General features: G+C 65.1%; 10 protein-coding genes. 4 read left to right on the top strand and 6 right to left on the bottom strand.

The genetic code is table 11. The annotated features are described in order from the left end of the window. Together ACTHLF_RS05925 and ACTHLF_RS05920 are read right to left on the bottom strand one after the other, a co-directional pair. The coding region (locus ACTHLF_RS05925; protein WP_440325687.1) for an NAD(P)/FAD-dependent oxidoreductase at positions 1 to 1,096 on the bottom strand (1,096 nt) is incomplete at its 3' end. Between the two features lies 1 nt (position 1,097). Then, positions 1,098 to 2,054 carry an acyl-CoA desaturase gene (locus ACTHLF_RS05920; protein WP_440325686.1) on the bottom strand — a complete coding sequence of 319 codons (957 nt, stop codon included), beginning with the start codon at positions 2,052 to 2,054 and terminating at the stop codon, positions 1,098 to 1,100. A gap of 288 nt (positions 2,055 to 2,342) precedes the next feature. On the opposite strand from ACTHLF_RS05920, the gene ACTHLF_RS05915 reads away from it, so the two are divergent. The 3 genes from ACTHLF_RS05915 to ACTHLF_RS05905 all read left to right on the top strand — a co-directional run bounded on the left by ACTHLF_RS05915 (position 2,343) and on the right by ACTHLF_RS05905 (position 6,709). Beyond that, entirely contained in the window at positions 2,343 to 3,437 is a 1,095-nt protein-coding gene (locus tag ACTHLF_RS05915; protein WP_440325684.1) for a DUF6351 family protein, read from the top strand. A gap of 254 nt (positions 3,438 to 3,691) precedes the next feature. After that, positions 3,692 to 3,910 (top strand): hypothetical protein, encoded by a 219-nt coding sequence (locus ACTHLF_RS05910; RefSeq protein ID WP_440325682.1) that lies wholly within the window; start codon positions 3,692 to 3,694, stop codon positions 3,908 to 3,910. Positions 3,911 to 4,009: 99 nt separating this feature from the next. Further along, a complete protein-coding gene (locus ACTHLF_RS05905; protein ID WP_440325680.1) occupies positions 4,010 to 6,709 on the top strand; it encodes a two-component regulator propeller domain-containing protein in 2,700 nt (899 codons plus the stop codon). A gap of 9 nt (positions 6,710 to 6,718) precedes the next feature. Here the strand turns inward: ACTHLF_RS05905 and ACTHLF_RS05900 are convergent, their stop codons facing one another. The 3 genes from ACTHLF_RS05900 to ACTHLF_RS05890 form a co-directional block, all read right to left on the bottom strand. Continuing rightward, a complete protein-coding gene (locus ACTHLF_RS05900) occupies positions 6,719 to 7,354 on the bottom strand; it encodes a response regulator (RefSeq protein ID WP_440325678.1) in 636 nt (211 codons plus the stop codon). Positions 7,355 to 7,424: 70 nt separating this feature from the next. After that, positions 7,425 to 9,458, bottom strand: coding sequence for a M13-type metalloendopeptidase (locus tag ACTHLF_RS05895; protein WP_440325676.1), 2,034 nt, complete (start codon positions 9,456 to 9,458; stop codon positions 7,425 to 7,427). A 136-nt stretch (positions 9,459 to 9,594) separates the two neighbouring features. Continuing rightward, complete coding sequence (locus ACTHLF_RS05890) at positions 9,595 to 12,414, bottom strand: TonB-dependent receptor domain-containing protein (protein WP_440325674.1); 2,820 nt, start codon at positions 12,412 to 12,414, stop codon at positions 9,595 to 9,597. A gap of 498 nt (positions 12,415 to 12,912) precedes the next feature. Between ACTHLF_RS05890 and ACTHLF_RS05885 the strand changes: the two genes are divergently transcribed. Continuing rightward, a complete protein-coding gene (locus ACTHLF_RS05885) occupies positions 12,913 to 13,641 on the top strand; it encodes a response regulator transcription factor (protein ID WP_440325672.1) in 729 nt (242 codons plus the stop codon). On the opposite strand, the gene ACTHLF_RS05880 is transcribed toward ACTHLF_RS05885, so the two are convergent. Further along, positions 13,623 to 14,782: ATP-binding protein (locus ACTHLF_RS05880; protein ID WP_440325670.1), on the bottom strand; the 1,160-nt coding region annotated here is incomplete at its 5' end. The two genes, ACTHLF_RS05885 and ACTHLF_RS05880, sit on opposite strands and share 19 nt — an antisense overlap.

Below are 14,782 nucleotides of genomic sequence, written 5' to 3'. Positions count from 1 at the left end.
CCTCCGTGTAGACCGGGTGCGCGTAGCTCATGCGGCGCAGGATATGCGCTGGGTCGATGCTGGCCGTCTGGTTGAGGCTGACGATGAAGGGGTGCGGCGAGTCGATGCCCTGGAGCAGGTTCATGCAGTAGCTGACCGTGCAGTGCTCGCCGGGTGCCGCTGGGAGGAGGGCGTTCCACGCGGCCCATGCCTTCCGTCGTTTCGGCAACACGCTCGCGTCCGTGTGCAGCACCGTTTCGTTGGCCTGGTACGGGATCGAGCCGAGGATGTCTCGCTCGGCCTCGTCTGCATCGCCGAGCAGGGCAAGCGCCTGGTCACTGTGGCAGGCAAGAATCACCTGGTCGAAGGTTTCCTCGCCGTGCAAGGAGCGTACTCGCACGCATTCGGCTTCGCGCGTAATGGCGTAGGCCGGGCAGGAGAGGCGCTCGGTAACGCGCCAGCGCTTCCGCATCGCTTCGATGTACGTCCGCGAGCCACCCTGGACTACCTGCCACTCGGGGCGGCCATCGACCTGCAGCATCTGGTGGTTGGCCATGAAGCGCACCAGGTACTGCACCGGGAACTTCAGGATGGCTTCGGCCGGCGACGACCACAGCGCCGAGGCCATGGGTACCAGGTGCTCATCGCGGAACGCCGTGCCGTAGCGATGTTCCGCGAGGTACTCACCGAGGCTTGGGCCCGGCGAGGGGCCCGCAAGCACCGCCGGCGCTTCTTTGTAGAAGCGCAGCAGGTCGCGCACCATGCCAAGGAAGCGGGGATAGACGATGTTGCGGCGTTGGCAGAACAGCGTGTCGAGCGTCGTGGCGTTGTACTCGAGCCCGGACGCGGCGTTCCGGACGGAGAAGCTCATCGTCGTCGGCTGGGAGGTGACCCCCAACTTGTCGAACAGCTCGTGCAGCAATGGGTAATGCGCGGGGTTGTGCACGATGAAGCCCGTGTCCACCCGGTAGTGGGTGTTGTCGAGCTCGATATCGTGGGTATGGGTGTGACCGCCGAGATAATCCTGGGCTTCGAACAGGACAACGTCATGCGCCTGCCTGAGATACCAGGCGCAGGCCAGACCGGAGATGCCGGAGCCGATGATGGCGATGCGCACGTTATTTCCTTGCCTTGGCGCGGACCCACGCGGGCACGGGCTTGAGGTCCCACACCAGGCCCATTGCCTGCATCAACTTCAGGCCGTACCACGTCAGGTCGATTTCCCACCACATGAAGCCTTGCCGGGCCGAACCCGGGAAGAAGTGATGGGTGTAGTGCCAGCCTTCGCCGACGGTCAGAAGGGCGAGCCAGGGATTGTTGCGGCTGTTGTCATGGGTCCGGAACCGCTGGGAGCCGAAGCGATGGGCGAGGGAGTTGATCGTCACCGTCGCGTGGAACAGCACGATGGTCGAGATGAAGAAGCCCCACACCAGCATCTGCGGGCCCGTGGTTCCCCAGCCGGGCATCCATGCCTCCAGAGCGGCGCCCAGGCCGTAAAGCGCCGCGGCGAGAACCACCGGTACCGCGAGGTCGTAGCGGTCCAGCCAGCGCAGTTCCGGGTAGTTGCGGAAGTCGGGCAGGCGTTCCAGGCGGGTGGCGAATGCCGCCGGCGTCAGGAACCAGCCGGCGTGACTCCACAGGAACCCATGCACGCGCGGCGAATGGGGATCCTCCGGGGTGTCGGCATGGATGTGGTGATGCCGATGGTGTGCAGCCCACCACAGCGGCCCACGTTGCACGCACGCTGCGCCAACCATGGCGAAGAAGAACTGGACGGCGCGGGAGGTCCGGAAGGCGCGGTGGGAGAAGTAGCGGTGGTAGAAGCCGGTCAGTGCAAACATGCGGACCGCGTAGAGCAGGACGGCAACGGCGATCGCGACGGGCGACACGCCGACCCAGATCACGCCGAGGCAGGCCAGGTGCATCGCCAGGAACGGCAGGGCACGCACCCAATCGATCCGGTGGTCATCGTCCGCGATCGGCGTGGCCTGGCCATCGAACCACAGCCGCAGGCTGGCCAGGCGATGCGCGCGCGCAGGTACGTCGGCGGAAGACGGTGGTGCGATGGGGTTCATCGGGAGGTTCCATGCCAGTCCTTGAAACACTTACGTGGAATTTGGCCGATTGGATGCATGCCGTCGGATAACAGGGAACCGACGACGCCGTGATGCGAAACCGTCGACATTCACGACGGGCCGGTCGCGGCGACTCTACCGGCCGGGCGGCCTTCGCGCGTAACGCTGGCCGAATTTGAGTGGTCGCGGGCGGCTCGTCGTGGGGGGGGCCCCACTCGACGCTTGTGTGCTCCGCTGGCTAAGATCGCGAAACCCTGCGGCCCCGCGGGGCGCTTTAGAAGGCGACGCATGAAAAGAAAGGCACCGCGCATTACCGGATTATTCCTGGTCGTGGCCATGTGGAGCGCCACCGCTTCATTCGCTGCCGAAGCCGCGAAGCCCAGCGCCGGGGCCTACACCGGAACGTTGCAAAAGGCGCTTTATCGCATCGACATCCCCGCGAACTGGAACGGCGATCTGGTCATGCTGGTGCACGGCTACCAGCCGGTCGGGGCCCCGATTGCGACACCCATGACGCCCGCGGACTCGACGCCTGTATTCCTCAAGAAGGGATACGCCGTCGCCCAGAGCCAGTACGCATCGCAGGGCTTTGCGGTGAGCGATGCCATCGCCGACACGGAACGGCTTCGTCAACACTTCGTTCACACATACGGCCAGCCGGGCCACACTTACGTGTATGGGTTTTCGCTTGGCGGGATGGCTGTGGCCGCCAGCATTGAACGTTACCCGCACGCCTATACGGGCGCGATGATCACCTGCGGGCTGACGATGTCCACGCCGGACTTCCTGTCACGGGGCGTGGTTACGCCGCTTGTAGCGTTTGATGCTTTGATTCCTGGCGTTATTCCGGACCTCGCCGCGCCCGACGCTCCGCCGGCCATTTCGCCTGATGACCTAGCCAAGGCGCTGGAAGCACATCCGAAAGAGGCTGCCGTGCTGGCGAAGCGTCTGGAGGAGAGGCCGGAAACCCTGGCGCCGGCATTAGGGCTGTATTACATGGCGTTCCGCGAGATCGAGAAGCGCGCCGGTGGCATGCCGGTCGATAACCGGAAGGAGGTTTACGCCGGTTTCGGTGATGACGCCGCGTTCAACCGGAAGGTCCACCGCTACAGCGCTTCGCCGGCTGCCCTTGTATACGCGAAACAGAACGTCACCCTGACTGGGCACGTCGATGTGCCGCTGGTGATGCAGTGGAATACGTTCGACCCGACGATTCCCACGCGATTCCATGCCGCGTACCCGGACCAGATCAAGGCGGCGGGGAAGGATAAATGGTTGACCGTGCTTGCGCCTGCCGGTGACGGCCACTGCGAGTTCACGGATGAGCAGACGGCTGCGGCGTTCGATACGCTGGTGGATAAGGCAGGCGCTGGTAAGCGGTAATTCGCTTCGGATGGGCGAGCAATGGCCCGAATCGGCAGATTGCTTTCATTCCCGGTACTGGCTCACAAAACAGTGATCGCCACGCTGCCACCTTTATCTCGCCCCATGGCTCCTCACCCCGGCCATGGCGGCCGGCCGCCCCAGTATCCTCGGCTGGGGCGGCTACTCTTCCATCGTCAATGTGCGTATGGGTCGTGTCCTTGCCATCAGGCCAGGCATGTGTCCGTCGCGTAATGAACCGCCGGAGAGATGCCATGCAGATGTTGGTCCACATCACCGATGAGCGCGGCCGCCGGCATCGCGCCAAGGTGAGCTACGACGCCTTCGACCACAAGGTGTCCTGGGTCGCCGAGATCGACGACGACGCGAGCGCCGTACCTCTTTGCGGCACGGCAGCCGATGAAGATGGCGTCGGGCCGGCGGTGCAGGTCGCCGCGTTGCGGTGGGGGATTGGGACTTCCCGCAAGGGTTGATTCATTTCGGTCAGGACAGTTCTGGTAGGCGTCGATACCCGGGAGTAGTAGGCGGGCGTAACTGCGCAAATCAGCGCCTTCTTGCCCGACAATAAGGGCATGCCTTCGCTCCGCCCCTTCATCTGTCTGCTCGGCCTCCTGACGCTCATTTCCGGGACGCCCGCGCACGCGCAGAGCCCTCCCGAATCCCTCGCGGCTTTCCAGCACGTCGCCTACGCACGCCTCACGGGCGCGCCCGGCGATGTCTCGCGGCTGGCCCTCGATAGCGAAGGCTTCCTCTGGATGCGCGCTACCCGTGGCAGCGTCCGCTTTGATGGCGCGCGGTTTCGGGCCTTCCCGGACCTGCCCGCGCTCCTCGCGGGGCCGCAGGCGCAGCGCGACACGGACGGCAACGTCTGGACCGTGGTCGACGGACTGCTCCAGGTGCAGGCGCACGGGCAGGGCGCGCTCGCTGTGGCGTCGGGTGCGCCGGCCTCGGTGCAGGAGGTGGTGATCGGGTCGAGTGGGCGTGTGTATGTGACGACCGCCGAGGGCATCCGGTTCTATCGTCGTCATGGGACCGCGCTTGTCGAGATCGCGGCGCCCCTCATCGACCGGCAGGTCAACGGCCTGATGGAAGCGGCCTCCGGTTCGTTGTGGGCGACGCGGACCAGCAGCGTGTTGCACGCATCACGCGATGCACTGGATGCAGCGGAGCGGACGGGGAAGCCTCCGGTGATGGAGACCTTCCCCCGCGCGAGCGGCCTTTCCGGCGCGTTCCCGCATCCTTTGCTGGAAGACCGCGACGGTAACGTGTGGGTCGGCACCGAGGGTGGTGTCGATGTCTTCCGCCGGACAGCGTTTACCGCCGTGCCGCTCCCCGAAGGTATCCACGAGGTGTCTTCTGCGACCGACCGTGACGGCAATACCTGGGTAGGTAGTGACAACCACCCGATCCTTCATGTCCGCCCGGACGGCACGATCCAACCCACTGCCGCGCAGGCGGGGGCGCTTGCGATGGTCGACGACGCCCGGCGGAACGTCGGATGGGCCGCAAATGATGAAGGCCTATGGCGACTGTCCGCCGCCAGCGCATCTCGCGTGGCTCCGAATCCGTTCCCGGCCGCCCGCGCTGGCATTCCCTTCCTCGCTATCGGCGCGAACGGCGATGTGATCGCGGCACCGCCGGCGGATGCCAATAGCACGAACGCAAAGGCGTGGGATGGCGCGGCGTGGCGCGACCTTCCGCCCCTACTGGCGCGGCCTGTCGCGGCCGCAACCGACGCGTCCGGGGTGACCTGGCTCGCGCTCGCTGGCCGTCGCGAACTGGGAGGGCTTGAAGGAACCAGGCTCAGCCTCGCGTCGGCCATAGCGGGCGACGGCCCCCGGGCGCTCGCCGCCGACGAGGGCGGCCTCTGGGTCGGCGGTGACCGTGGCGTGCAGTTCTTCGACGGCACGCGGTACCTGCCTCTGCCTCTCTATGCGCCTGAACTCCTGCACTGGGTGACTGGTATCGTGGTCGACGATGACGGTTATCTCTGGGTCGAGACTTCGGCGGAGGTCTACCGCTCGCGCGAGCCCCACATCGCCCGTGACCTGGCGCAACGACACGCGCCCGTCGTGTTCGACCGCTTCGACTTCGGCGACGGCATTCCCGGTGCCGCCCATCCCGATCGCGGCCTGCCAAGCCTGCGCAAGGGTCCCGATGGCCTGATCCGTGTCGAGACGGTCGCCGGGCTAGCCTGGATCGATCCGGCGGAGGTGCCACGGCCACGTCCGCCGTCGACGCCACGCATCGACGAAGTCACCGTGCACGGTGTGCCGCATGTGCCGTCTGCCGAGGGGTTGCGCCTCAAGGCAACGGAGCGCGACATCAGTATCGGCTTCGCCACGGCGGAGCTTTCGCATCCCGATCGAATTCGCTACGCCTACCGGCTCGACGACGGCGCGTGGGTCGACACGGGGGAGGCGAGGGAGGTGTTCCTGGCGAACCTGCCGGCCGGAGCGTCTCGCTTCGAACTGCGGGCCATCATGGATGGGCAGCCCTCGGCCAGCGCGTCGTTACGCATCGTCCGGGAGTCCGCTTTGCAGGAAACCACGGCGTTCAAGGCGCTCGTCGCGCTGGGCCTCGTCCTCGTCGTGGCGGGCATCGCTGCGCTGCGCATGCGCATCGTCACGCGCCGCCTGCGCATCCGGGCGGAGGAGCGTGAAGCGGTTGCCCGCGATATCCACGACACGCTACTGCAGCGCGTCCAGGGCGTGATGCTATCGCTGCAGTCACTGGCGGATCGCCGCAACCTGCCGGCCTCCGAGCGCGCCGAGCTCCGTGCCGTTGCGGGTGAAACGCAGGCCACCGTCGTCGAGGCGCGCGAGCGTATCCAGGGCCTGCGCGGTCAGATGGACGAGGGCCTCAGCCTTTACGACCACATCCTCGCTGCGGGTGAAGCCCTGGCCGTGACACCAGGGCCGGTGCTCGAGGTGTCGTTGTCGGGCCAGCCCCGGCCCGTGCAGGCCGCCCTCGTCGCGGACGTGGTCGCGATCGCCACGGAGGCCATGCGCAACGCGACCATGCATGCGAAGGCGACGCACCTGAACGTGGTGGTGTCGTTCGAACCCGACGCGCTCTGGCTCACGGTCAGCGATGACGGGCGCGGTATGAGCGAGGCGGAGTGGTCAGAGGCCCCATCCCGTGGGCACTTCGGGATCGTCGGCATGAAAGAGCGGGCCGCGACGATCGGCGGAACGTTCCAGGTCGATGCGACGCCGGGCGAGGGCACCGAGATCCACGTGCGTATCCCGGCGAAGCGCGCCTATGCATGACGTGCGCGGCTAGCGCTCGAGGTAACCGCGCTCGATGGCGATGACCACGGCATGCGCGCGATCGCGTGCGCCGAGTTTCCCAAGGATGTTCCGCATCCGCGATTTGATCGTCTCGCCAGAGACCGACAGGGTTCGGGCGATATCGACGTTCCGTTCGCCCCTGGCGACGAGGCGCAGGACGGCGATCTCACGGCTGGTCAGCCGCTCCCTGGCCGCATGGTCATCGAGCTGCGCCGCTGCTTCACCCGACAGCGTGATGTCGCCGCGCACGGCCCCACGGACGGCACGGAGGATTTCTTCCATGCCGGCGGCTTTCAGCAGGTACGAGCGTGCACCGAGCGCGAGGGCCCGGCTGATGCGCGCGTCGCCCGCGTAGCTGGTCAGCACCACGATGCGCGCATCGGGGAATTCGCTGCGCAGCACCTCAATGGCCGCGAGCCCGTCCACGCCTGCCATCTGCAGGTCCATGAGGACAACGTCGGGCCGCAGCTGGCGGTAAAGGTCGATGGCCTCCTCGCCGGACCCGGCTTCCCCAACCAGCGCGAGATCCTGCTCGCCGGTGATTACGGAGCGTAGCCCATGGCGCATCATCGGATGGTCGTCCGCGATGAGAACGCGCAGGCGGGAGGTCGTGGAAGTCGTCATGGATGTTGCAGGAATAGACCCGGTCGGGCGTGGAAAGCCTGACCCAGTGTAGCCCTCGCTCCGCGTGGGTTCACCACAAATGGTTGCGGCGGTCGGGAGCAAGGTAGAGGCGATCGCCGGGCATGACGTGGAAGGCGTCGTACCAGGCATCGATGTTCTGCAGGGTGCCGTTGATGCGCTGTTTCGATGGCGAGTGGGTGTCGGTCAGTACGAGCAGGCGCAGGGTGCCTTCGTGGACGACGTTGCGGCGAATCTGCGCCAGGGCCAGGAAGAACCGCTGGTCACCCGTCAGCCCGCCCGTGACAGGGGCGCGCCCATGCCGGGCCTGGTACTTCCCGAACGCCAGGAACGCGGCTTGCACGCCGGTGATATCGGCCATGTTCTCGCCGAGGGTGCGTTCGCCATTGACCGAAAGACCCGGGAGGACCTCCATTGAACCGTACTGGGCGATCACAGCCGCCTTGCGCGCTTCAAAGGCAGCTTTTACCGAGGCCGACCACCAGTCTGCAACCCGGCCCTTTCCGTCGAACCGCGCACCGTCCGTATCGAAGCCGTGGCCGATCTCGTGGCCGATGACGGCGCCGATCGCGCCGTAGTTCACCGCCGGCTCGGCGGCGGGATCGAAGAACGGCGGGGTCATGCTGCCCGCAGGGATCAGGACCTGGTTCTCTTCCCTTACGTAGTAGTCGTTCTTCGACTGCGCGACACCGAACGTGGTGCAGGCGCGAACGGGCGAGGTGAGTGCGGCCGCTGTACGGATCGCTGCTACCTCTTCGCTGCGGAGCACGTTGCCGAACAGGTCGTCGCGCTTGATCGTTGGGTCCCGTACATCGTGATCGGCGCGGGAGTCGTCGGGCGGCCCGCCAATGCATGCCGTGAGCGCTGCCAGCTTGGCGCGGGCGGCGGCACGCGTCGGCGCGTCCATCCATGATGCGCGCTCGATGAGGTCGCCGTAGGCCGATTTCACGTCCTCGAAGAGTTCGGTAACGGCACGTTGAGTCAGTGGATCGAAGTACCGAGCCACGTACAGGCGGCTGATGACCTGGGGGATGGCGCTGTCCACGATGTGCAGGCCCTGCAGGTCACGGTCACGTCCCGCCTTCAACCCATAAAGCGTCCTGTCGTAGAACGCGGCGTGCGCTTCGGCGAAGCGTCGCGGGAGCAGGTCGGCATGGTCGCTTGCGAAGCGGTAGGCGAGGTAGTCCTGCCAGGTACGGAGCGGCGTGCGTGCGATCCATTGCGCGATCTCGCGCGTGGCTTGGGCCCGGGTGACCCGCACTTCCCGTACCGCTTCCAGATGGCGTGCCGCGAGCATCGCCGACCAGTCCAGGCCAGGAAGCTGCGTGCCGAGCACGCCAATCGGGATGACGGTGTCGCCGGTGCTCGTATCGCCCCGCTGGAACGTTGCCAGGCGGGTCTCGAGATCCACGATGGCTTGCGCGCGCGTGCCAGCGTCGGGGATGTCGATGAGCGTCAGGATCTCCCGGACGTAGGCTCCATACTGCTGCCGGGTCGCTTCGTATACCGGGCCTGGCTCGGTGTAATAGACAGTCGGCATACCCAGCTTGCCGGGCGACAGGAGTACTTCGTTCCGTGCCGGATCGGCGGGCGAAGGCGCGATATCGGTTGTGACCGGGGAGGCGAATCCAGCGGTGCCGAACAGGGCGGCAAGATCGTGCGCGCTCGCTGCGTGCCGCACTCGCGCCAGGCCGGGCTTCAGCGGTGCCGTGCCCAGGCGCTCGATGGTGTTCTGGTCAGCCCAGCTTGCATAAAGGTCAGAGGCCTTGCGTTGGTCGACATCAGACAGCGCATCGTCGGAAGGCTCCACCATCAAGGCGCGAAGCCGCCCATCAACCAGCGCGCTCGAGTCCGCCGACACGCCGACGACCTCCTGGTTCGGCGCAAACGCCGCATCCCGTGCCCACTGCCCGTTGGCAAATGCCCAGAAATCATCGCCCGGCCGGGTCGATCGATCCATGGCGGCGGTGTCGAGGCCGTTGGAGCCATAGCGCGTGGTGGCGGGAACGCCGAAGGCAGCGATCGCGGCGATGAGTGACGAAAGGGCGACGATGGCGCGCCGTGACACGGGGGGATGGTGGTGCATGGGGCGGACTCGGGAGCGGTGCGCCGATGGTCCGGTCCGGATAGCCCTGTGGGCTACCCCCCGAGGGGTGAAAATGCCAGATGGTTGAGGGACATCCCTGTCCCTCCGATCCAGAACACGCTCTACTTCATGGAACTCAGAACTTGTAGTTCGCTTCCACGTACATCGTGCGGCCGTAGATGTTGTAGTTCAGCTCATTCCACGGGCTCGCTTCGGTGCCGAGGTAGGAGTGATCCTTGGGCGGCATCTTGTTGAACACGTTGTTCATGAGGAACGACAGCTCGAGGTTCTTGAAGCCCTTGTAGCTCACCGACGCGTTGTAGGTGACCCACGGCTTCAGCCTGCCGGCGCCTTCGGTCGTGTAATCACCCGACTGCGTAGCCGCCCAGTTCGGCGTGGAACCGTAGCGGTTGAAGTACACCGTGCCGCCCCACACGTCGTTCGGGCTGATCCACGAGATCGAACCGTTGACCTTGGTCTTGAAGTCCGTCGACCAGTCCGGGGCACGCAGGTAATCGATGTATTCGTCACCCGGCAGCGGCTGGTACTCGTGCTTCAGCGTGTTGCTGTAGCTCGTGTCGAACATGAACGTACCGAAATGCGCGGTCGGAAGCATGTAGCTGAATTCGGCATTGATTGCGTTCACCGTCTCGTTCGAGACGTTGACCTTCGGGGTGCTGATCGTGTCGATCGTGCCCAGGAGGCCCGGGATCGTCGGCGGGTTACGGGTGATCTTCGAGAAGGCGTTGAGGCAGGTCGGGCTGGTCGGGTCGTAGTCGCCGTTGTAGCAGTGGTACTCATCCCGCGAGAGCTTGTCCGCGTCTTCCTGGGCGACTTCGTTGGAGATGTTCCAGTGCAGGTAGTCGACCGAGAGCTTCATGCGCGAGACCGGCGACCATACAACGCCGTAGCTCCACACCTTGGCGGTGATGGGCTGCAGCGCCGGGTTGCCCGACTGCTTGCCGCTGAACTGGGCATCCTCGTAAGCGCGGTCGCACTTGTCCGCATGCGCCGGATCGAAGCCGAGGAGGGCGCAGTTCGCGTAGTCGGTTACGCCGCTGTAGTAGCCCGATTCACCCATGAACTGGTCGGAGATGTTCGGGGCCTTGAACGCCGTGCCGTACTTGCCGCGGAGCAGCAGGGTATCGATAGGGCGAATCTCGAAACCGAAGTTGTAGGTGCCGTGGGCGATGGTCTGCTCAGCCACCTTGTAGCCGTCGTAACGACCCGAGACATCGAGGGTCAGCCACGACGTGACCGGCGCGCGGAACTCGGAGGTCAGTGCGTAGCGGCTGCGGTGACCCGCACCCTGCACGTCGGAGGAGCCCCAGACCTTGCCGTTCAGCATGTTGTCCGACGGGACGTAGGCCCAACCCTGGTTACCACCCTCGGCGACCATGGCGATACCCGCATCGCCGCCCGGCAGTGCGAACAGTTCGCCGTTCGTCACCTGGAAGCGGAGCATGTTGTCCCAGGTCTTCGCCTTGGTGTGATCGCGCGTGGTGAAGCTGGCGAAATCGGCCGGCGTGATCGGGCGGTAGAACTGGTCGTAATCGACAGCGTACGACGGATAGTCCGGATCAAGGCCCAGCTCGGGACCCAGCGCCTTGTTGATGAAGAAGTTGTCCATCGGATCCGCGAGGCGGTTCACGGTCGACGTATTCAGGTGGTCTTCGCTGTGCGTAAAGCCGAGGTCCCAGTTCCACTTCTGGTCCCAGACGCCATTGGCGCCCAGGGTAGCCATCAGGCTGTTTTCCTTCTGCTTGTTCATGATGGTCTTGTAGCCGCCGACTTCCTCGTCGGTGAAGCCACGCTGGAGCGCGATGTAATCGTCCAGGTTCGGGTCGTAAATCGGGCCGAGGTCGTTCTGCGAACCCCACCACATGTAGCTCGGACCCGAGGTCCACTGCTGTTCGCCGTGGTGGAACAGGAAATCGCCGTACAGCTGCGTGTCCGGCGTGGCGTCGAACGTCGCATGCGTGTAGAAGTCGGCGTTCTTCGACTTGTTCTGCATGGTGCGGAAGCCGGGGCTGTTGAACGAACCGCAGTACGGCTCGGCCTGGCTGGCACGCTGCTGCTTGCCTTCACCGCCATGCATCAGGCCAACCGTGTTGGCGCAGTCGTTGGGGTCGGCGAAGATGTAGCTGTTCTTGCTGCGGGTCAGCGAGTTGACCAGGAAGTCGCGGCCGGCGACCGCTGGGCTATCCGGGTTGCCGGTGAAGTACTGCTTGGACAGGTTGCGCTGCGAAGCCCAGATCGGGTCGACCTTTTCGACCTGCGCGCCGACCAGCACATTCAGCTTGTCCCACTGGAAGCTATCGGCGAACGAGAGGCGATGCGACTGGCCACCGCCATCCGACGTCCAACCGTAGCGGTAATCGATCGTGGGGTGATCCACCTTCTTCTTCAGCACGATGTTGATGACGCCGGCGATGGCGTCCGAACCGTACAGCGACGACTGGCCGCCGGGCAGGATGTCGATGTGGTCGACGAGATCCGCCGGGATACCGGAGATCGAGTTGAACGAGTCGCTGCCGTTGTAGAGGGCAGGGAAGTTGCCCATCGGGCGGCCGTCGATCAGGTACTTGGTGAAGCCGACTGGCAAGCCGAACATCGAAAGCGACTGCGCGCCGGGCGTAAAGCCCTGGGTGAACTGGGCACCCTGCACCGAGCCCGTCGCGAACGACGAGGACTGCAGCACTTCGGCGATCGTCGAGAAACCCTTCGCCTTGATCTGCTCCGCGGTGATCGTGATCGTCGGCGTCGCCGTTTCGATCTGCGAAATCGGAATGAGGGAGCCGGTGACGGTCACGGCTTCCAGCTTCTGCGCGCTCTTACCATCGGTATTGGCAGCGGTGGACGTGGTGTCCTGCGCGAACGCGCCGAAGCTTACGAGCGACGATGCGATGGCGACGCCCAGGACCGAGCGACGGAGATTCTTCGAGATATTCAACATGCTTTCCTTGTGCAGAAATTACTTTGTTCAGGACAAGGGAAGCCCCTCCAGGCTAGCTGGCGACTATGGATGTACATGTCAGGTCCCCCCTGAATTTTTGAGCCTGCCCGGGGCTCCCTAAGCACCCGGACAGCATCGCGTCGGCGGAGCGTGTCGCGCCGAGCGGGGGACAGCATAACAACTTGCGTAATGAAAGATAAACAGGGCCGTAATGAGCATGACAAATTTGTCATGTCGGCCGGCGCTCTGGCCGTTGGCTGCATAATTACGCCTATAGTTCAGATGGTTAGGCAATTCCTTTGGATCGCGCATAGGGCCGGCGAGCTGGTTGTCGGTGCTCGCAAGATCTCGGCCCCGGGACCACGCGGCTTCATTTGCTTACGGATAGCTCGATGAATCGGGCCATGACCGGACAAGCCGCCGTGAGAGACCATCGATGGCGAAATCGGCAAAAGCCTGCTAAGAAATGCGAACTTTCTTACGTTGTGATGAGGCGCCATGGCGAATCGTCAGACGCCCTGGGGGCAGGGGGCTTCACCGGATACATTGCTAGATCCCCATATCGTGGTGGTCGAGGATGATGAGCTGTACCGCGACACGATCGTGGTGCCAGCGCTTGCCGACTTTGGCTTTCGCGTGACGGCGATCGGTACGGCCGGGCAGCTGGAGCGCGTGCTTGACTCGGACACTCCCGACATCGTCGTACTCGATGTTGGCCTGCCGGATGGCGATGGCTTCGCGATCACGGAGCGTTTGTCCCAGAACTCGACGGTCGGCATCGTGATCCTCTCTGGCCGGGATACCCAGCATGATCGCTTGCGTGGCCTCACCAACGGCGCGGATGCTTACCTATCGAAGCCCGTGGTCATGCACGAGCTGGCGACCACGTTGCGCAACCTCATGCGCAGGCTGCGGCCCGGGCATGGCAGCCCGGCCCCTGCGCCCAGTTGGCGCCTGGATAGCCAGGGATGGAGCCTGTACGCGCCCAACGGTAGTTCGGTGGCGCTAAAGGCCTACGAGCGCAGCATCCTCCGGGCACTGTTCGAGGTGCCGGGCGAGCCGGTACCGCGGGAGAGCCTTATCACGGCGCTGGGCGGGGATGAATTGTTCGATCCCCACCGTATCGAGGTGCTGGTGTACCGGTTGCGCAGCAAGGTCGCGAAGGAGGCCGGGCTGGTCTTGCCACTCAACGCGGTGCGCGGCAGCGGCTACGTCTTCGCCATCTGACGGCGTGCCACCGCCGCTGAACCATCGAGCGCGCGTACCGCCTCGGCGACCAGCGCATCAGGCGAGCAGGGTTTGTGGAGGATGGCGACATCCCTCACCTCGCTCACTGCCCGGGGGAAGTGCGATGAAACGGCCAGGATGGGTACGTCGGGCAGGAGATCGCGAAGTTCGCCCACCCAGGTCGCCGGATCGTTATCGCCCAGCCGCAGGTCGCTGATCACGAGGTTGAGCGAATGGCCCAGTTCGATGGCCAGCTGGCGGGCCGTTGCGGCATGCCCGGCTTCGACCACCAGGAAACCGTCGGCTTCCAGGCGCTTGCGCCACATCTCGCGCAAGACGTCTTCATCCTCGATGAGCAGGGTGTGGATGATCGGCATGGCGCGTCCTTCGGCCCCACCGGCCGCCACTGCCGCTGGTAGTTCGAGGAGGATGGTCGTACCCGCGCCTTCGCCGCTCTCGATACGGACCACGCCGCCGGAAGCCTGGATCAGGTCGCCAACCACGGCCAGTCCGAGTCCGCTGCCCGCGTGCGCCGGCTTCGTGGTGAAGAAGGGCTCCAGCGCGGACTCGCGCACGGCTTCGCTCATGCCGTGGCCGTTGTCGCGGAACGCAAGGCACACCATGCCTGATGCTGTGCGTGACACCCGTATGTCGAAGGTCCCATTGGGCGGCATGGCGTCGCGCGCGTTCGCGGCGATGTTGAGGATGATGAGCTCAAGCTGCTCGGGATCGAAGTGGATGAAGCGTGCTTCCTCCGCCACTTCGACGGCCAGGATGGTCGAGTGGCTGAAGAGTTGCCGGAGCACATGCTTCACGTCACGCAGGTGGCGCTTCAGGTCGATCACCTCGACCCTCGCCGTATCCTTGCGGCCAAAGCTGAGCAGCTTGCGGGTGACGCCCGCCCCGCGGCGCGCGGCGGCGGCTACCCCGTACAGCGCGGAGCGCAGCGCCGCCGGATCGTCGCTGTCCTCCCGCGCCTCGGCATACCCTTCGATGACGCTGAGGATGTTGTTGAAGTCGTGGGCGACGCCTCCCGCGAGCCGCCCGACGGCTTCGACCTTCTGGGCATGGATGAGTTGTTCGCGCGAACGCTGGTGCGCCCTGATCTCCTCTTCCAGTGCCTGGTTGATCTGGGCCAGCC

The organism is Luteibacter sp., from assembly GCF_051958795.1.
Classification (GTDB): Bacteria; Pseudomonadota; Gammaproteobacteria; order Xanthomonadales; family Rhodanobacteraceae; genus Luteibacter.
The sequence above is the reverse complement of the archived record's forward strand: the minus strand, read 5'-3'. Positions and strand labels throughout refer to the sequence as shown.